Here is a 17,934-nt window from a genome sequence, read left to right as displayed (position 1 = left end):
GCTCGGCGGTGCTCGCCGGAAATCGATGGTGGAAAAGACGGCTGGCAATGCCCGTTCAGCTGGTCAGATCAGACGGGTCGGTATTCGCGCCGCACACCACGACGCACACCTTCTCGTCGGGCTCGGGCTGGTAAGCCGTGCCTGCGCGCAGTGCGGCAAGCGCGGTAGCGGCGCCGTATTCGACGGCAAGACGGCGGTCTTCCCAGATGGCGCGGCGGGCGGCGACGATGTCCTCGTCAGCGACGAGCAGCGAGACGACGTCGTAGTGCTGCGCGGCGTACAGCGCCAATTCGGTGGCCCGCCGGGCACCGAGGGAGTCCGCGGCGATCGAATCGATGTCCACGTCGACCAGCTGCCCGGCCTCGATCGACGCGTTGAGGGCGCGGCAGCGGGCAGGTTCCACCACAACGGTCCGGACACCGTAATGGTCTGCGGCGGTGGCGATTCCGGCGAACAGTCCGCCGCCACCGACGGCGACCACGATGGTGTCGAGGTCGGGCAGCCGCTGGTGGATTTCTTCCATCAGCGTGCCCGCGCCCGCGGCGATCAGCGGGTTGTCATAGGCGTGGGATAGCAAAGCGCCTGTCGTGGCCGCGAATTCGCGGCTGGCCGCGAGTGCGTCGGCGTACTGTGTGCCGATCAGCCTGACCTCGGCGCCGTAGGAGTTGAGCCGGTCCACCTTCACCTTCGGCGCGGTGGTCGGCAAGAAGACCGTGGCGCGGACGTCCTGTCTGCGGGCCGCCCAGGCACACGCCAGCCCGGCATTACCACCGGAGGCGATCGTCACGCCCGCGTCCGGCAGCGTGCCGTTCTCCCGGTGTGCGAGCAGGAAATTCAGCGCACCGCGCGCCTTGAAGCTGCCGGTGTGCTGCATGAATTCCAACGCCAACCACGGCTGGCCCGCCCCGTCGTCGCCCGGGGCGAGGGCGATCGGCCGTACCTGGCCTGCCACCCGCTCGACGGCGGCCTTGATATCGCTGTGCGTCAAATCCATGGTGTCCCTCAGTGTTCCCTGCGGTGCGGTGCGAACTCCAGGGTAAGCAGGGCGGCGGCGGCGATGACGACCTCGCGCCAGCGGATCAGCACATACCGCTGGTCGGACAGCGCATGGAACTTGCGCAGGAACCGATACAGCGATTCCAGCCGGATCAGCGGATCACCAAGGTGCACAAGCAGATAGATCAGCTTCGCCATCCGCGACTTCTGCTTGTCGGCGAAGAGTTCGGGAAAGGGCGCGAACGCCAACGAGATCCGGTGGATGTCGTGCTCGCGGGCGTAGTCGACCAGGTCGATGATCATCCGCTCGTCCAGGCCGTTGGGGGCGTCCTTGCGCCGCCACGGCACGTCGAGACTGAGCTCGCGACCGCGGCCGGAGATGCCGTAACGCTGGAAGCCCGCCAGGGTTCCGTCCTCGTCCTTGGCCATGACCACCAGCATGTTCGGGTTTCGTCCGTCCAGCAGATGGTCGAGAATCATCGAGAAGCCGCGGGTCTGCCGACCCCGGCCCCACTCGTCGACGATGGCGAGCAGGCCCTCGCGTTGCTGATCGGTCAGAGCGGACTCGTCGGCGATCTCGGTGGTGACGCCGAAATTGCGGGTGCGGCTGACGGCTTGGCGCAGGTTGCGGTAGTGCCTGCCGACCATCGCGAAGTCGTCCACCTCGATCACCACGTCGCGGCCGATCGGAACGGCGTGCAGCCCACGGTGTTCCAGCGCGCGGCGACGCCACATCTCGGCCAGTGCCGGGCTCGCGCCGAGCACCGCGATGCGCCAGCCCTGATTGACCGCGAATTCGGAGAACTCGGTGAGCAATTCGGGGAACGCGACGCGGTCGCCGATCGGATCGCCGGCCACCACGGCGATGCCGAAGCGGGTGCGGTAGCCGATCGCAGCGGTCGAATCCGCGTTGAAGTAATAGGTTTTCGAGGAGTGCAGCGCGAACGGGGCCAGCGGGTCCCGCTCGGTCCGGCCGACCAGTTCGGCGACGCGATACAACTGCTCGGGTTGCGGTCTGCTCGACTGCGGCAGCACCAGGATGAAACCGCTGGAAGCGAGCAGCGCGAAGCCGTAACCGGGATGTTCGACGCGATAGGCGAGGTGGGCGATGGCCAGCACGAGTAGCGCCACCGCGAAATGCGGCAGGGTGATCGGCCGCCGCAGGTGCAGCCCACGCGCGACGAACACACCCGCGACCGCGACGCCGACGAACCAGACGTGCTCCGCCCCTTCCCGTGCGGCGGGGTGAGCCGCGTACACCAGGAACACGCTGACGATCAGCGCAACGCCGATGAAGACCGGGCGGGTAGTGGGGGTTGCCGTGAGCGAGGCCTGGCGATACCCGGTGAGTGCCGAAGTGTGCTGCGTCGTCGCGGCCGCTCCCCGTTCGTCACCCACGCCGGTGCTCCGCCCCGGTATCGCGTTCCTCCATCCACACCAGCTCCGCCATGTGGTCCTCCCGATGATCGCTTACCGACAACACTATGCGGAACCGGCGGTTCCACGGGGTACTGCCCCCGGAAACCGGCCGGTTGGTCGCACGACGGCACAGGTCCGCCGTACGGCTGGAGTCGGTACCGACTCCAGCCGAAACATCGGATGATAGGCCGTTTATTCCGCGTCGAAGGCGCGATGCAGCAGCGCCAGGAGATCGTGCAGGTGGCGCTGCCCCGCATCCGGTCGGTAGGAAGGCGTGTCCCGCATGGTGAAACCGTGCGGCGCGTCCGGATAGACGACCGACGTGTACCGCACGCCCGCCTCGTCGAGGGCCTGTTCGAGACGGGTGATCTGCTCGGGCGGCATCGACGAGTCGTGGTCGGCGTGCGCGATGAACAATTCCGCGGTGATGTCGGCCGCCGAATGGTGCGGACTGTCCGGCCGGTCATCGGCGGCCAGAAAGCCGCCGTGGAAACTGGCCGCGGCGGCGATCCGGTCGCCGAACGCCGCGGCGGTGCGCAGCGACAACCTGCCGCCCATGCAGTATCCCGTTGTCGCCAACGGGCCCGGGGTCACCAACTCGTTGGCGGAAAGCCAGTCGAGGTAGCCCTGCGCGTCCTGCATCGCCTTGTCCGGCGTCAGCGCGTCCCGCACCGGGCCCAGGTCGGCGAAGAACTCAGCCTGCGCGTCCGGCTCGCTGAAGTCCGGCATGGGTAGCACCGGGGCGTGGCCGGAACGGTAGAAGATGTTGGGCGCCAGCACAGCGAATCCGTGTGCGGCGACGGTCTCCACCATCTCGCGCAACCACGGTCGCAGCCCGAACGCGTCCGGATAGAACAGCAGGCCCGGATGTTCGGCGCCGTCGGCCGGATGGGCGAAGTAGGCGTCGGCGGTGCCGTCGAGTAGTGGAATATCGACCGCGTCGAACGCGACAGGTGAAGTCATCGGAAGGGTCTCCCTGACGAATGGTGACAACGACCGACGCAACATTACTCCGGCAAATTACTGAATTAATCGGCGATTTCGGGCGCGTGTAGTCTCCATTCGACGCCGAAGTTGTCATGCTCTGTCTATCGGCGGCGTGCGCGGTTCCCCGTGGTCCAGCTCTGCTCCGGCCCAGTGCTTACGCCGCCGTGTTCGATCGCTGATCCGTACCAATCGCCTGGTGAGTGGGCGCGACGAGAGGGTTTGACCTGTGAAACTGAGCTGGCTGGTGGTTCCGGCGCTGGTCGCCGTCGCTGTGACGGGGTGCTCCGACGACAAATCGGCGAGCAGCGAACCGACGTCGTCGAGTAATGCGGCGACTTCGAGTTCGGCTGCGGCCACCCCCTATCCGGGTGACGACGACGAAACCGATGGCGTACGGATCGCGCTGGGCGAGACCAAAAAAGTCCCGGTTCCCGCCGATGCCGTGATGGATATCCGGGTGCCCGCCGAGTGGGGCCAGGCCGCTAATGCGCTGCGCTGCACCGCGGTCGACAGTTCCGGCCGGAACGAAGATCTGCGGTCCTCCGATGTGAAAAAGACCGAATCGGTGAATGGCAAGGACTGGATGACGGTGTGGACGTTTTCCGCCGCGCCGATCGGTGATGTCACGGTCGGCTGCAATGACCCGGAATCGAAAATCGCCGCCGCGCACCCCGATGCGTTCGTCCGCGTCGTGCCGCGCGGGGTGTTCCCGATTCCGGCGCAGCGCTGAGCCTGCCGACGGGCGAACGTGTCAGGGGGCGGAGGTAGCGTCGAAGTGTGGACGATGCCTGGGACGAACAGAGGTATCGGGAGCGGCCGTCGAGGTTTGGGCGGGCCGTGGTGTGGACGCGAACGGTGACGGCGCACGACGCCGGGATGCCGGTGCTGCCGGACGGGTGCATCGATCTGCTGTGGGTCGGTGGACGGCTGGTTGTCGCGGGTCCGGACACTCGGGCTTACCGTCCGGTGGTCGAGATGGGAACGCGGTATGCGGGGATCCGGTTCTTTCCGGGGACGGCGCCTGCTCTGCTCGGCGTGCCCGCGGATGAATTGCGGGATCAGCGGATCGAACTCGCCGATGTGTGGCCATCGGCGCGGGTGCGGCGGTTGAGCGAGCAGCTAGGGAACGCCGACGATCCGGTGGCAGCGCTGGAGGAGATCGCGGTGCGCCGGGCAGCGGAGGTGACACCGCCGGACCCGGTGTTGCCGCGGATAGTGGCGGCACTGGACGCGGGCTGGTCGGTGCGCGCGACAGCGGAAGCGACCGGCCTGAATGCCCGGCTGCTGCACCGGCGTTCGTTGGCGGCGTTCGGCTACGGGCCCAAGACGCTGGCCCGAGTGCTTCGGCTGCAACGCGCACTGGGCCAGGCGCGCCGCGGGATGCCGTTCGCCGACACCGCCGCCTCGACCGGGTTCGCGGATCAAGCCCATCTGGCGCGGGAAGTGCGTGACCTCACCGGAATGCCATTGGGCGAGGTGCTGACTCGGTCGAGCGGGGCCGTGCCGGGAAGCCTCCGCCCGGTGGCGGAGGCGGGTTGACGAGACGGCAGTTCAGTCGGCGGTCGGCAGGGGAGCGTAGAGGTCGATGCCGTTGCCGTCCGGGTCCAGGATGACGGCGTAGCGCTGGCCCCAGAAGGCGTCCCACGGTTTCATCTCACCGACGTATCCGGCCTCGACGAGGCTGGTGTAGACCGAGTCGACCTCGGCGGGGTCGGCGCAGCGGAACGCGAGTCCGACGCGTCCTGCGCTGGTCGGCGGTTCCCATTCGGTGTGGAAGGACTTGATGGTGGCCTCGGTGTCGAGCGCTACCCGTAGGCCGTTGGGCAGGGCCGCTTCGGCGTGCGGCTGTTGCTCCGAGCCCTCGGGGAAGTCGAGGCCGAGGCGGCGGTAGAAGGCGACCGAGGCGCTCATATCGGTGACAACGATTCCGATGACGTCGAGTTGTGGAGTCATACCCGCACGGTAATCACCCACGCCCCACCCGGTCTTGAACAAATCGGACCGACCAGGTCAGCGGGCGAGGGCGGGGACCAGTTCGGCGATGAGGTTCTCGACCAGGATCTGGATGCGGTCCCGGGTCGGCCGGACCATGTCGATGGTCTGCTCGGACGGATCGGGCAGTACCCAGTCGCGGTAGCTGATGCCCGGGAAGAACGGACAGGCGTCGCCGCAACCCATGGTCACCACCACGTCGGAGATGCCGACCGCGTCGATGGTCAGCGGCTTCGGCGTGTGGCCGGAGATGTCGATGCCGACCTCCGCCATGGCGGCCACGGCGATCGGGTTGAGCGCGGCAGTGGGCGCACTGCCTGCCGTCCGGACCTCGATGCGGTCGCCGGCGAGCGCGCTGAGAAACCCGGCGGCCATCTGCGATCTACCCGCGTTGTGCACGCAGATGAACAGCACGCTGGGCTTGTGCGGCATAGAAGCGCCTTTCGGTGAGCTGAGCAAGGGTGTGCTGTGGTGCCGGATGGTTTCATCCGGCGTGTTGGGGCCGAAACGCTGTCGAAGCGTACGGGATACGTATACCAGCGCGGCGAAGATCGTTACCGCGGACAGGTCATCGTCCGCGCGGTCGTCCGTCGTGGGGCGCGTGATTCGCCGGTCGGTGGGCTCGAAGTTGTTGGCGCACAGTGGTTGCCGAGTCAGGGCGGTTGTCCGTGTCGAGCGGTTGCGGGAAGCCGGTGTAACACGCATTTCGGACTGGACGGTTTTCTCACGGCGCGCCAGGCATGTCTCGAGCCGGAGCGGAGAAGGGTCAGATGAGAGTTGTTGGCGCACAACGGTTGACGCGGTCCGGTATCCGGACTGGTCGGTCTCTCTCGGATGCGCGGGCGGAACTTCAGGTTGAAAAATGTTGCCACCCAACAAATACGGCGCCGCGGCCGGTAATGGCCGCAGCGCCGTCGAGGGCAGGTGTCAGATCGGGCGGAAGTCGATCATCTTGCGGAGGCGCTGCCGATCGCGTTCCAGGCGACGGGCTTCATAAGCGATGGGGAAGTACCGCACGCGCTCCGGAAGCAGCGGAACCGCGCGCGCGATCACCCAACCGAGCGCCCGCAGCTTGCGCTCGTCGGACTCGGTCCAGGTCAGGCCCAGCTTCGCCCGGGCCACCTCGGGGGTCGTGCCGACGGTCACGAAGTACTGCAACCGCCCGACCGGGGCGATCGCGCGCCGCCAGAGCGGACCGAGCGCGCGCGGCAACTGCTTCGGCGGCGCGACGGACCGGATCACCCGCAGATAGTCACGAGCGGTGTCGGTGGCCTGCAAATGGTTGGCCACCATGTCGTCGAAGAACGCCTCGAACTCGGCGTAGTCGGCCGGAATCTGCTTGGGCGCCACCGAGAAGTTGCGCATCAACTGCACCATCTCCTGGTAGACCGCCTCCTTCTCGGCCGGGGAGAGCGGATTGCGGGCGAAGTACTTCGCGTTCTCGGCGAAGGCGAACGTTCCGGTGTGCAGCACCCAGGCCCAGGGCCCGGCGGCCAGCGCCTTGTGCCGGACGCCGTGCGCGTCGGTGGTGTTGAGCGAGGCGTGCATGGTGCGTAGCCGGTCGGCCTCGGCCAGTGCCTCCTCGCCGCCGTAGATCCACATCATCACCGAGGCGATGCTGCGCAGGGCACGGCCCATCGGATCGGTGCGGAAGGTGGAGTGCTCGTCGACCACCGCGGAGATGCTCGGCTCCATCGTCTGCAGCAGGAAGGCCGAACCGGCGGTCAGCGAGAAGGTGATCAAGCCGGTCTCGTCCCACAGACGCGTGCCCGGCTCGAACGGCCGGCGCGGCGGAAGTGTTCGCGCGCTGGTGGATTCGAGTGCGGCCGATGCGGTCATCGTGATCTCCTTTGATCAACACCTCTAAAGCGATGAGATGATTAGTGTAACATTCTCTCATCGTCTTGTGCTGGTCGAATATGCGCACGGATGACGCGGTGTTCGGCGCGTCCTAGGCTTCGGTGCTATGACGAGCGAGTGGCGCCGGCGGGACGGCCGCATCGGAGTGCTCACCGGGGCGGGCATTTCCACCGACTCCGGCATTCCGGACTTCCGTGGGCCGCGTGGGGTATGGACGAAAGACCCGATCGCCGAACTGCTCTCGACCTACGACAACTACCTGGCCGATCCGGAACTGCGGCAACGAGCGTGGCTGGCCCGGCGCGACAACCCGGCCTGGCAGGCGCGACCGAACGCCGCCCATACCGCGCTGGCCGAGCTGGCCCGCGCCGGGCGTGCGGTCACGATCATCACCCAGAACATCGACCGGCTGCACCAGCGCGCCGGTTTCGCGGCGGACCGGGTGATCGAGATCCACGGCAACATGTTCGAGGTGGTCTGCGTCGAATGCGACTACCGGACGACGATGGCCGCGACACTGGACCGCGTCGCGGCGGGCGAGGCGGATCCACCGTGCCCGGACTGCGGCGGCGTGCTGAAATCGGCCACCATCATGTTCGGCCAGCAGATGGACCGTCGCACCATGATGAAGGCCGCGCTCACCGCGGAAACCAGCGATATCTTCCTGGCGATCGGCAGTTCGCTGCAGGTCGAACCCGCGGCCTCGATGTGCGCCATCGCTGTACAGAGCGGCGCGGACCTGGTCATCGTCAATGCCGAACCCACGCCGTACGACTCGATGGCCACCGAGATCATCCGCGAGCCTATCGGCACCGCCGTGCCGCGCTTGGTCGCCGAGATCCTCGAGGCCGGGGCGTAGTGGTCGCTCGACAGCGGGGCGTGGGCGACGCGTCAGTCGACCGGCCCGAGCACCCGATTCAGGTAAGCATTGCTGAAACGGCCCTTGGGGTCGAAGCGGCGGCGGACTTCGGCGAAGCGGTCCCAGTCGGGGTAGCGCTTGCGCAGCGTGTCCGCGGTCTGGAAGTGCCGCTTGCCCCAGTGCGGGCGGCCGTCGTACTTGTCGAACACCGCCTCGCAGGCGCGGAAGTACGGCTCGTAAGTCATACCCCGGTACTGGTGCACGGCGATGTAGCAGGTGTCGCGGCCGGTGGCCGGGGATAGGAAGGCGTCGTCGGGGGCGACCCAGCGGACCTCGATCGGCATCGGCGTATCGAATCTGGTGGACAGATCCTTGATCTCGCGGATCGCGGCGGCGGAGTGCTCGCGCGGGATGGCGTACTCCATCTCGGTGAAGCGGAGCAGGCGCGGGGAGGCGAAGACCCGGTAGGAACGGTCGACCTGACGGCGGTAGCTGCCCGCGTAGGCGGCGCCGCGGTGGATCCAGGGCACCAGCCGCGGCTGCCAGCGGCCGAGTTTGCACAGCACGTCGAAGGTGTAGTTGGACATCAGGATGTCGGCGAACCAGTCGACGGCCTTGCCGCGCGGCTGCTCCAGGAGCTGAACGGGGTTGTTGCGCTTGGTCATCGCGAGCGGGCTGTGCGCGAACATGTAGAACTCGAAGTGCTGGTTGCTGTCGATGTAGGAGTCCAGGTCGGCGAGTATGTCGTCCACGGGGACCGGCCGCTCGATGCCTTCGAGCACGAACGACGGCACCAACTGCAGCGTCGCGGCGGTGATCACGCCCAGTGCGCCGACACTGACCCTGGCCGCGCGCCAGCCCTCGGGGTCGGTCTCCGCATTCAGCTCGAGCCGACTGCCGTCGGCGAGCATCAGTTCGATGGAATGCAGGGCGGCGGAAAGGTTTTGCAGGGCGGCTCCGGTGCCGTGGGTGGCGGTGGCGGTGGCGCCCGCGACGGTCTGTACGTCGATATCGCCGAGGTTGGGGAAGGCGAGGCCGTGCTCGTGCAGTGCGTTGCTCGCGGCGTTGAGGGTGATGCCCGCCTCGACTCGGACCCGGCCGGTGTCGGTGTCGACGTCGAGGATGCGATTGAGGTTGGCCAGGTCGAGCAGCACGCCGTCGGTCAGGACGGCGTCGGTGAACGAGTGTCCCGCGCCCGCGACGCGCACGATCTGTCCGGCATCGCCGGCCCGGCCGAGAACCTCGGCGACCTCGTCAACGGTGCGCGGCGTGGCGATGCTCGCCGGCGCGCAGTGTTGATCGCCAGCCCAGTTCACCCACGAGTTGGTCATGTGACCAACTGTAGGGGATCACAGTGTGATGTGGGCTACCTATAACGCAGTTGTTACCTTCGGCGTCCCGAGCACGCGCCCTTGGCCTGTTCTACCTCGTCATCGGTCAGCGGCGGCACCGGCAGGTGCTGACGCGGGATGCCGTCGGCGCGGACGCCGTTGAGGACGATTGCCATGTAGCGCTGCCAGACATCGGGATTGACCGGTCGGGCGAATTCCGCCATGCCGTCGACCATGTGGATCAGCGCGAAGAAGTCGGAGGGCTCGACGCCGGGGGCGAGGGCGCCCGCGTTCCGCGCGCGATCCACGATCGCGATGACGGTGGGCTTGATCCGGTCACGGACGACCACGAACCGGTCGATATCGTCCTCGAGTTCCAGCATCACCTCGCTGAAACCGCGGTTCACGGCCATGTGCCTGCACGCGTACTCGAAGAATTCGACGAGTCCGAACCACGGATCGGCATGCCGGTAGGCGGCGTCGGCCGCCTCGGCGAAGTCCCCGAGATTCTGTTCGAAGACCTCGGTGATCAGTTCCTTCTTGTTCGCGAATCGGCGGTAGACGGTGCCGACGCCGACACCGGCGCGTTCGGCGACGTCATCGAGGGTGATCTCGAGTCCGTGGTCGGCGAAGAGCTCGCGCGCCGCGGCGATGATCCGCTGCTGGTTCCGCGCGGCATCGGCACGCAGGCGCCGGGGTGGAGAAAGTGCCGTGGCGTGATTCACACCCACATCCTATCAAGTATCGGGATTAAGCGGAGGCGTTCTCTCCGTTATCGTGATAGCTTACTTCGGTAACCGGAGGTTGTAACTCCGCATCAAAACTCGAGACAAAGGGGACACATGACTACCACGTTCGACCGTGGGGCACCCGCCCCCGATAAAACGGATCAGGGCCGTCGCGGCTCGCACGCCCTGCGTTGGTGGGTGCTGGCCATTCTCGGCGTGGCACAGCTCATGGTCGTGCTGGATGCGACCGTCGTGAATATCGCCCTTCCGGCTGCTCAGCGGGATCTGGGGTTCAGTGACGGCGATCGCCAGTGGGTAGTGACCGGTTACGCGCTCGCGTTCGGCAGCCTCCTGCTGCTCGGCGGTCGGCTCAGTGACCTCTTCGGCCGTCGCAATACCTTCATCATCGGCCTGATCGGTTTCGCCGGTGCCTCCGCGGTCGGCGGCGCGGCAACCAGCTTCGAGATGCTGGTCGCGGCGCGCGTCGGCCAGGGCATCTTCGGCGCGCTGCTGGCTCCGGCCGCCTTGTCGCTGCTCACCGTCACCTTCACCGAACCAGGGGAGCGGGCCAAGGCCTTCGGCATCTTCGGTGCGGTCGCGGGTGCGGGCGGTGCGATCGGCCTGTTGCTCGGCGGCATGCTCACCGAATGGGCGAACTGGCGCTGGGTGATGTTCGTCAACCTGGCCTTCGCCGCCGTCGCGCTGGTCGGCGCGGTGCTGCTGCTGGCCAAGCATGTGGTAGCCGAGCGACCCAAGCTCGATATCCCCGGCACCGTGGTGGTGACCGCGGCGCTGTTCGGCATCGTGTACGGCTTCTCGCATGCCGAGTCGACCAGTTGGACCAACCCGGTCACGCTGGCCTTCCTCATCGGCGGCGCGGTGCTGCTCGCGGTGTTCGTGTGGCTGGAGACCAAGGTCGCCAATCCCTTGCTGCCGTTGCGGATCGTGCTGGACCGTACCCGTGGTGGATCGTTCCTGACCGTCTTCATCATGGGCATCGGGATGTTCGCGATCTTCCTGTTCCTCACCTACTACATGCAGCTGAGCATGGGCTACTCGCCGATCAAGACCGGCTTGGCGTTCCTGCCGATGGTGGCGGCCATGGTCGTCTCGTCCACCATGGTTCCCTCGCTGGTGCTGCCCAAGGTCGGCCCGAAGATCGTGATGGCCGGCGGGTTCCTGATCGCCGCGGGCGGCATGGCGTGGCTGACCCAGATCGGTCTCGACACCGGTTACTCCTCGCATATCCTGCCCGCGCTGATCCTGCTCGGTCTCGGCCTCGGTGGTGCGATGTCGACGGCGTTCCAGGGCGCGACCTCCGGCGTGCATCACGAGGACGCCGGTGTGGCGTCGGCGATGATCAACACCAGCCAGCAGGTCGGTGGCTCGATCGGTACCGCGCTGCTCAGCACCATCGCCGCCTCGGCCGCGACCGACTACCTGTCGACCCGCACGCCGGACCCGTTGACCGTGGCGCAATCCGCGGTCGAGAGCTACACCACCAGCTTCTGGTGGGCGACCGCGATCTTCGTGGCCGGTGCGGTCATCACCGCGGTGCTCATGCCGAACACGGTTCCGGAGCCGTCTGAGGGCGAGCCAGTGCTCGCGCACTGAGTTATCGGCCGCGCGGGCGCGGCGTGTTCGCGGCCCCCGGAGTCCCGCGTCCGAGCGGACGAGACTTGCGCCTTCGGCGCATGCGCTTCGTCCACTCGGACGCGGGACGGGCCGCGAACGGCGCTCGCAAAACTCGCGCGTGGTGGTTGGTATAGCTCGGTGTTGCGTGCAGTCAGCAGTTGTTCGGTGCCGGGATGCCCGCGAAGCGGTCGCCCAGATAGTTGAACGCGTTGACCGAGCCGGGTGCGATCGCGGTGCCGTGGTCGGCGCCAGGGATCATGTCCAACTGCACCCGGACACCCTCGGCGCAGTACCGGCCCGCGACATCGCGCACCAGCTGCGGCGAGACCTGGTCGGCGGTGCCGTGCCATTCGTAGATCGGGGCACGGGGGACGCCGGGGTAGATCTCGATGCTGTTCTCGTGCAGGACGCGGACCACGGTGGGATCGGCATCCATGTCGCCGTAGAAGACATCGCTGAAGCTCTTGTTAGCACCCGCGTTGATGATCTCGTTGGTGCACGCGTTGGCGACCTGGTCGCGCAGGGCGAACCCGGCCGGGTTCAGGATCCGGTCCATCTGCAGTTCGGACGGGTACTCCCGCTCCAGTCCGACGGCGGCCGCGAAGCCGAGGCCGAACAGCGGGGTCCGTTGCAACCCGACATCCTGGGCCAGCTTGCCGATGTTCATCGGGACACCGCCTTGCGCCGCCCCGACGATCGGCAACTCCGGCGCGTACTCCGGTGCGAGCGCCGCGGCGAATCCGGTCGCCATGCCGCCACCCGAGTAACCCGCCATGCCGACCGGGCTGCCCGCGAGATCGGCTGGGCCGAACCGCTTTACGGCGCGAATGCCGTCGAGGGTCAGCCTGCCGCCGAGGCGCGCGGCACCGTAGGCGCTGGTCGGTCCGAGGTGGTCGGGCACCGCCACCGCCCAGCCCCTGGCCAGCAGCAGATTCAGCGCGGGCGCCTCCTGCATGGTGCCGTTGAAGATGCTGTGCGACGGTGCGCACTGCAGGCCGAGCGAATTGACGAACGGCTGATACGACACGAGCGGACGGTTCATGCCGCCGCCCGGCGGAAGCAGCAGCGTGGTCATCGCCCCGATCGGTTCATCGGCCGAATTGGTCGACCGGTACAGCAATTGCCATGCGGTCGCGCCGGGGAAGCCCGCGGCAGGCACCGTCCTGCTGCGCATCACGTCGCCCGGCTGGAAGTTCGCGACATCCGGTGGCGCGGCGTAGAACCCGTCGCCGTCGGGGACCGGATAGATGGGATCGGCCGTCGCTGGAGCCAGGTGGCCGAGCCCGGCCGTGGCCGCCGCGAGCGCCACGATCGAGAGTCGACGGATCGCCCGGCTGACGGTCAACTGCCGTCTGCCGGAGATTTGCTGATGCTCCGGTCGGCGCGGTTCCGCCGTGTCCGGGTGCGCATTCGGTTGTGCCCGTTGTGCCGCCATCGTTGCTCCGACCTGAGTAAGTGAGGTGGGGGACACAACTTCGGTCAAACCTTCAGCCCATTCGTACGCGGAACTCCGCCGGATGTCAATGAACATCGCTGTTCGTAGTGTCCCGGCGCGCCGGGTGCGGCTGACTCGACCGTCCGGTCCAACCGATAGCATTGCGCAGGTGGCGTTCGGCTCGAGAGGTCAGCAAGCGGGGCGTACCCCGTACGTCGAACCGTCGGTGCTCGTGGTGATCTCGCTCGGCGGCGGCCTCGGCGCGCTGGCCCGCTACGCCTTCGGCGTGTGGTGGCCCGCCGGGCCGGACCAGGTCCCCTGGTCGACGCTCGCGGTAAATGTCATGGGATGCTTTGCCATCGGGATGCTGATGGTTCTGATCACCGAGGTATGGGTAGCCCACAGACTGCTGCGTCCCTTTCTCGGTATCGGAGTGCTCGGCGGGTTCACCACTTTTTCCACCTACGGTCTCGAGGTTCGTAGACTGCTCGAATCGGGTGCCACGGTTCAGGCGCTCGGCTATCTCGGGGGAACGGTGGTGGCGTCGCTGGGAGCCGTCGTGCTCGCCATGGGCATGACACGGTGGACAACTGGAATGGCTCGGCGGGCAACGGCAACGGCACGACGGAAGGGGGCCAGGCAGTGATCGAGCGAAGTGGAGCGGGACAGTGGCAACCGGCGGCGCGGCTGACGGTGCTGCTCGACGAGGACGACAAATGGCGGCACACGCCGCTGTATCACGAAATCGTCCGGCGCGCCCGCGACACCGGCTTGGCCGGGGCGAGCGTGTGGCGCGGCATCGAAGGCTACGGCGCGTCCTCCCGCATCCACACCACTCGCATCCTGGACCTGGCCGATCACCTGCCGCTGGTGCTGATGCTGGTCGACGAGGCCGACCGGCTGCGCGCGTTCGTCGAGCAGAACGCCGAGCTGTTCACCAGCATCAATGTCGCCCTCTCACCGCTCGAGCTGTGGCAGGGAGCCGCCCGATGACAGTGCTGCTCGTGGTGCTCGGCGGGATGCTCGGCGCGCCCGCACGTTATCTCGTAGACCGTGCCGTAGCAGCGCGTTTCGATTCTCTGCTGCCGCTGGGCACGCTGACCGTTAACATTGTCGGTTCGGCGCTGCTCGGTGGATTGATCGGCGCGGGTGCGGGCAACTGGCTGCTGGCCGCTGCCGGTACGGGTTTTTGCGGCGCGCTGACCACCTTCAGCACGTTCGGTTACGAAACGATCCGGCTGGTGACGGACGGCGCTTACGCCTACGCCGTCGGCAACATCGTGATCAGTGTCGCGGCCGGCCTGACCGCGGTTTTCGCCGCCGCGTCGACGACGCAGTGGTTGTGGACATGATCCTGATGACGAGCAGGGCGCAGCCGATACGGAAGGGAGACCCGAGCATGGCCCATGATCGAGCCGGGCGTGTCGCGCGTCCCACCGACCTGGAAGACATCGCACATCTGGTTACGGCCTATTACAGCCGTATCCCGGATCCGACGGATCCGGCACAGCAGGTGGTTTTCGGTACGTCGGGACATCGCGGCTCGAGCCTGGACACCGCGTTCAACGAGGCGCACATCCTCGCGATCACTCAATCGATCGTGGAATACCGTGCGACGCGCGGGATTACCGGTCCGGTGTATCTCGCCAGGGACACCCACGCGCTGTCCGAACCGGCGATGGTCACCGCGCTGGAGGTGCTCGCCGCCAACGACGTGACCGCGATGATCGACGCCCGCGACCGGTACACCCCGACGCCCGCGCTGAGTCATGCTGTGCTGCGCCACAATCGGGGCGGCACCAAGAATCAGGCCGACGGCATCGTGATCACCCCGTCGCACAATCCGCCGCGCGACGGCGGCTTCAAATACAACCCGCCGCACGGCGGTCCGGCCGACAACACCGCCACCGACGCCATCGCCGCCCGGGCCAACGAACTGCTGCGCACCGGCCTCGCCGGCATCAAGCGCACCACGTTGCAGCACGCGCTGGAGACGAACGTCCAGCGCTACGACTACCTCGACCACTACATCGCCGATCTGCCGAATGTGTTGAACCTGGACGCTATTCGCGGCGCGGGCATCCGGCTCGGCGCCGACCCGATGGGCGGGGCGAGCGTCGACTACTGGGAAGAGATCGGCCAGCGCTACGACCTCGAGCTCGAGGTGGTCAATCCGTTCGTCGACCCGACCTGGCGGTTCATGACGCTGGACAGCGACGGCAAGATCCGGATGGACCCGTCCTCGCGCTACGCGATGGCCTCGCTGATCGCCATCAAGGACGACTACGACCTATCCACCGGCAACGACGCCGACGCGGACCGGCACGGCATCGTCACCCCCGACGGCGGGCTGATGAACCCGAACCACTTCCTCGCGGTGGCCATCGAATACCTGGTCGCGAACCGGATGGGCTGGGACGCGCTCACCAAGATCGGCAAGACGGTGGTCACCTCGTCGATGATCGATCGGGTGGTCAGCGTGCTCGGCCGCGATGTGCACGAGGTGCCCGTCGGCTTCAAATTCTTCGTGCCCGGATTGTTCAGTGGCAGCCTCGCTTTCGGCGGTGAGGAGAGCGCGGGCGCTTCGTTCCTGCGGATGGACGGCACCGTGTGGACCACGGACAAGGACGGCATCCTGCTCGCGCTGCTCGCCGCCGAGATCGCCGCGGTCACCGGGCAGAGCCCGTCCGCGCGCTATATCGAACTGGAACGCCGTTACGGCAGTCCCGCCTACGCGCGGATCGACGCGGCCGCGACGACGGAACAGAAAGCACTGCTGGCGAAGTTGACTCCGGACATGATCACCACCAAGGAGATCGCCGGTGAGCCCATCACGTCCGTGCTCACCAGGGCGAAGGGCAATGGCGCGCCGCTCGGCGGGCTCAAAGTGACCACGGAGAACGCGTGGTTCGCCGCCCGCCCCTCCGGCACCGAGGACAAATACAAGATCTACGCGGAGTCGTTCCACGGTCCCGAACACCTGGCTCAGGTACAGGCGGCCGCGGAGGAAGTGGTGGGACAGGCGCTAGCCGGTGAGTAGTAGATCGGCCACGAAGTCCCTGCCCAACGAGATCTGGGTGTTGGTCGGGGGCGCGTTCGTCATCGCCATCGGCTTCGGCCTGGTCGCTCCGGTACTGCCGCAGTTCGCCCGCAGCTTCGGTGTCGGAGTGGCGGCCGCGTCGGCGATTGTGAGCGCGTTCGCGTTGATGCGGCTGCTGTTCGCGCCGACGAGCGGCTGGCTGGTGCAGCGGATGGGGGAGCGGTCCGTTTATCTCGGCGGGCTGTTGATCGTCGCGGTGTCGACCGGTGCCAGTGCGCTGGCGCAAAGTTATTGGCAGCTGATGGTTTTGCGGTCGCTCGGCGGGATCGGGTCGACCATGTTCACCGTATCGTCGCTGGCGCTGGTGATCCGGATGTCGCCACCCGCCGAGCGGGGACGGGTGTCCGGGCTGTGGTCGACCAGCTTCCTGATCGGCTCGGTGAGCGGGCCGCTGGTCGGTGGGGCGCTGTCCGGGCTCGGGCTGCGGGTACCGTTCGTGATCTACGCGGTGGCGTTGCTGGTGGTGAGCGTGGTCGTGTATCTGAGCCTGCGGAATTCGGAGCTCGCCGCGCCCGAACCCGTTGGCGGTATCCGGATGATGTCGTTCGCCGAAGGGTGGGCGCGGCCGGAGTACCGGGCAGTGCTGTGGTCCAACTTCGCCAACGGGGCCGCGGTGTTCGGGGTGCGAATGGCGTTGGTGCCGTTGCTCGTTGTCGAGGTGCTGCATCAGTCGCCGGGCATGGCCGGGGTGGCGTTGACCGTGTTCGCGGCGGGCAATGTCGCGGTGCTGTTCTATTCGGGCCGACTATCCGACCGGTGGGGGCGCAAGCCGTTCCTGATCGTCGGATCGCTGGTGTGCGCGCTCGGCACCGCCGGACTCGGTATCGCCGACACCGTGCCGTGGTTACTCGCCACCTCATTCGTGGCCGGCCTCGGCTCCGGCATGTTCACCCCCACCCAGCAGGCCGCCGTCGCCGACATCATCGGCCCGAATGCCCGCGGTGGACCGGTGCTCGCCGGGTTCCAAATGGCCGCCGACCTCGGCACCGTCCTCGGCCCGGTGGCCGTTGGTGCGCTGGCCCAGCAGGCGTCCTACGGACTCGCCCTAGCGGTCACCGGCGCGCTGCTCGCGGTAGCGGCGGTCGGCTGGGCAGTGGTGCCGGAGCCGATGCGCAAGCGAGTACCGGACGAGGACGCGCACGTCGAATGTGACCACATCTGCGGTGCGGACGGCGCCGACCACCAGTTGGTGTCCCATGATGCCGAGATCGACCACGCGGTGAGCGACGTGGCAGGGGCGCCGGTGGCGGACAGCCCGGTGGCACCGGTCGTTGCCGACGCCGATCCCGCCGAGCGGCACGACGACGCGGACACCGAGCCCACTGCCCGCGATCCGATAGCACGCTAACCAGCGCACCCGGCCTCCGACGCGGCGTCAGCCGGACTCTGCGCCCGGCCTGCCGCGCACCAACTTCCGCCGAGCACGGATTCGCTAGCTGAATCGTGCGAGGGTCGGCAATTCGTGCGCGGGGCAGAGCGTATCGGCGCGCCCGGATTTGCTTGCTGAATTGTGCGCGGGTCGCCGATTGGTGCGCGGGGCGGAGCGCAGGTGTGCGACTGCCGCGGCGGGTGGGGGTTGGCGGTGGGGGTGT

The 17,934-nt window shown here is 67.4% G+C and carries 18 protein-coding genes; 9 read left to right on the top strand and 9 right to left on the bottom strand.

Going from position 1 to position 17,934, the window contains the following annotated elements; all coding sequences use genetic code 11:
• Positions 1-55 precede the first annotated feature (55 nt).
• From ACFK0J_RS31540 to ACFK0J_RS31530, 3 genes are all read right to left on the bottom strand, one after another.
• Entirely contained in the window at positions 56-994 is a 939-nt protein-coding gene (locus ACFK0J_RS31540) for a threonine/serine dehydratase (protein WP_378733364.1), read from the bottom strand.
• Positions 995-1,002: 8 nt separating this feature from the next.
• Positions 1,003-2,394 carry a bifunctional lysylphosphatidylglycerol flippase/synthetase MprF gene (locus tag ACFK0J_RS31535; protein ID WP_378733363.1) on the bottom strand — a complete coding sequence of 464 codons (1,392 nt, stop codon included), beginning with the start codon at positions 2,392-2,394 and terminating at the stop codon, positions 1,003-1,005.
• A gap of 213 nt (positions 2,395-2,607) precedes the next feature.
• Entirely contained in the window at positions 2,608-3,378 is a 771-nt protein-coding gene (locus tag ACFK0J_RS31530; protein ID WP_378733362.1) for a dienelactone hydrolase family protein, read from the bottom strand.
• Between the two features lie 250 nt (positions 3,379-3,628).
• Here ACFK0J_RS31530 and ACFK0J_RS31525 point away from each other — a divergent pair, with 250 nt between their 5' ends.
• Both ACFK0J_RS31525 and ACFK0J_RS31520 read left to right on the top strand, forming a co-directional pair.
• On the top strand, positions 3,629-4,132 hold the full coding sequence (locus ACFK0J_RS31525; protein WP_378733361.1) for a hypothetical protein: 504 nt from the start codon (positions 3,629-3,631) through the stop codon (positions 4,130-4,132).
• A gap of 107 nt (positions 4,133-4,239) precedes the next feature.
• Positions 4,240-4,941, top strand: a complete 702-nt coding sequence (locus ACFK0J_RS31520) for a helix-turn-helix domain-containing protein (RefSeq protein ID WP_378733360.1) — start codon at positions 4,240-4,242, stop codon at positions 4,939-4,941.
• A gap of 12 nt (positions 4,942-4,953) precedes the next feature.
• On the opposite strand, the gene ACFK0J_RS31515 is transcribed toward ACFK0J_RS31520, so the two are convergent.
• From ACFK0J_RS31515 to ACFK0J_RS31505, 3 genes are all read right to left on the bottom strand, one after another.
• Complete coding sequence (locus tag ACFK0J_RS31515; protein ID WP_378733359.1) at positions 4,954-5,355, bottom strand: VOC family protein; 402 nt, start codon at positions 5,353-5,355, stop codon at positions 4,954-4,956.
• A gap of 57 nt (positions 5,356-5,412) precedes the next feature.
• Positions 5,413-5,826, bottom strand: a complete 414-nt coding sequence (locus ACFK0J_RS31510) for an arsenate reductase ArsC (RefSeq protein ID WP_378733358.1) — start codon at positions 5,824-5,826, stop codon at positions 5,413-5,415.
• 495 nt (positions 5,827-6,321) lie between these two features.
• On the bottom strand, positions 6,322-7,233 hold the full coding sequence (locus ACFK0J_RS31505; RefSeq protein WP_378733357.1) for an oxygenase MpaB family protein: 912 nt from the start codon (positions 7,231-7,233) through the stop codon (positions 6,322-6,324).
• Positions 7,234-7,360: 127 nt separating this feature from the next.
• Here ACFK0J_RS31505 and ACFK0J_RS31500 point away from each other — a divergent pair, with 127 nt between their 5' ends.
• Complete coding sequence (locus ACFK0J_RS31500) at positions 7,361-8,113, top strand: NAD-dependent deacetylase (protein WP_378733356.1); 753 nt, start codon at positions 7,361-7,363, stop codon at positions 8,111-8,113.
• Between the two features lie 32 nt (positions 8,114-8,145).
• On the opposite strand, the gene ACFK0J_RS31495 is transcribed toward ACFK0J_RS31500, so the two are convergent.
• Both ACFK0J_RS31495 and ACFK0J_RS31490 read right to left on the bottom strand, forming a co-directional pair.
• Positions 8,146-9,444 (bottom strand): D-arabinono-1,4-lactone oxidase, encoded by a 1,299-nt coding sequence (locus ACFK0J_RS31495; protein WP_378733355.1) that lies wholly within the window; start codon positions 9,442-9,444, stop codon positions 8,146-8,148.
• Between the two features lie 53 nt (positions 9,445-9,497).
• Positions 9,498-10,169, bottom strand: a complete 672-nt coding sequence (locus ACFK0J_RS31490) for a TetR/AcrR family transcriptional regulator (protein ID WP_378733354.1) — start codon at positions 10,167-10,169, stop codon at positions 9,498-9,500.
• 117 nt (positions 10,170-10,286) lie between these two features.
• Between ACFK0J_RS31490 and ACFK0J_RS31485 the strand changes: the two genes are divergently transcribed.
• The gene (locus ACFK0J_RS31485) at positions 10,287-11,786 is read left to right on the top strand and encodes an MFS transporter (RefSeq protein WP_218470994.1); all 1,500 of its coding nucleotides are present in this window, start codon (positions 10,287-10,289) and stop codon (positions 11,784-11,786) included.
• A gap of 172 nt (positions 11,787-11,958) precedes the next feature.
• Here the strand turns inward: ACFK0J_RS31485 and ACFK0J_RS31480 are convergent, their stop codons facing one another.
• The gene (locus ACFK0J_RS31480) at positions 11,959-13,134 is read right to left on the bottom strand and encodes a lipase family protein (protein ID WP_378743168.1); all 1,176 of its coding nucleotides are present in this window, start codon (positions 13,132-13,134) and stop codon (positions 11,959-11,961) included.
• Positions 13,135-13,411: 277 nt separating this feature from the next.
• On the opposite strand from ACFK0J_RS31480, the gene crcB reads away from it, so the two are divergent.
• Genes crcB through ACFK0J_RS31455 form a run of 5 tightly spaced genes read left to right on the top strand, consistent with a single transcriptional unit; the run spans position 13,412 to position 17,690 of the window.
• Positions 13,412-13,888 carry a fluoride efflux transporter CrcB gene (gene crcB / locus ACFK0J_RS31475; protein ID WP_378733353.1) on the top strand — a complete coding sequence of 159 codons (477 nt, stop codon included), beginning with the start codon at positions 13,412-13,414 and terminating at the stop codon, positions 13,886-13,888.
• A complete protein-coding gene (locus ACFK0J_RS31470) occupies positions 13,885-14,235 on the top strand; it encodes a DUF190 domain-containing protein (protein ID WP_378733352.1) in 351 nt (116 codons plus the stop codon). The genes crcB and ACFK0J_RS31470 overlap by 4 nt, the downstream gene beginning before the upstream one ends.
• A complete protein-coding gene (locus ACFK0J_RS31465; RefSeq protein ID WP_218470991.1) occupies positions 14,232-14,594 on the top strand; it encodes a CrcB family protein in 363 nt (120 codons plus the stop codon). The genes ACFK0J_RS31470 and ACFK0J_RS31465 overlap by 4 nt, the downstream gene beginning before the upstream one ends.
• A 47-nt stretch (positions 14,595-14,641) precedes the next feature.
• Entirely contained in the window at positions 14,642-16,282 is a 1,641-nt protein-coding gene (pgm, locus tag ACFK0J_RS31460; RefSeq protein ID WP_378733351.1) for a phosphoglucomutase (alpha-D-glucose-1,6-bisphosphate-dependent), read from the top strand.
• Complete coding sequence (locus ACFK0J_RS31455; protein ID WP_378733350.1) at positions 16,275-17,690, top strand: MFS transporter; 1,416 nt, start codon at positions 16,275-16,277, stop codon at positions 17,688-17,690. Before pgm ends, ACFK0J_RS31455 begins: the two co-directional genes overlap by 8 nt.
• Positions 17,691-17,934: the final 244 nt, after the last annotated feature.

Origin of the sequence: Nocardia brasiliensis (assembly GCF_042691675.1) — a bacterium.
Taxonomy (GTDB): domain Bacteria; phylum Actinomycetota; class Actinomycetes; order Mycobacteriales; family Mycobacteriaceae; genus Nocardia; species Nocardia brasiliensis_D.
This window is presented reverse-complemented; position numbering and strand designations above follow the sequence as displayed.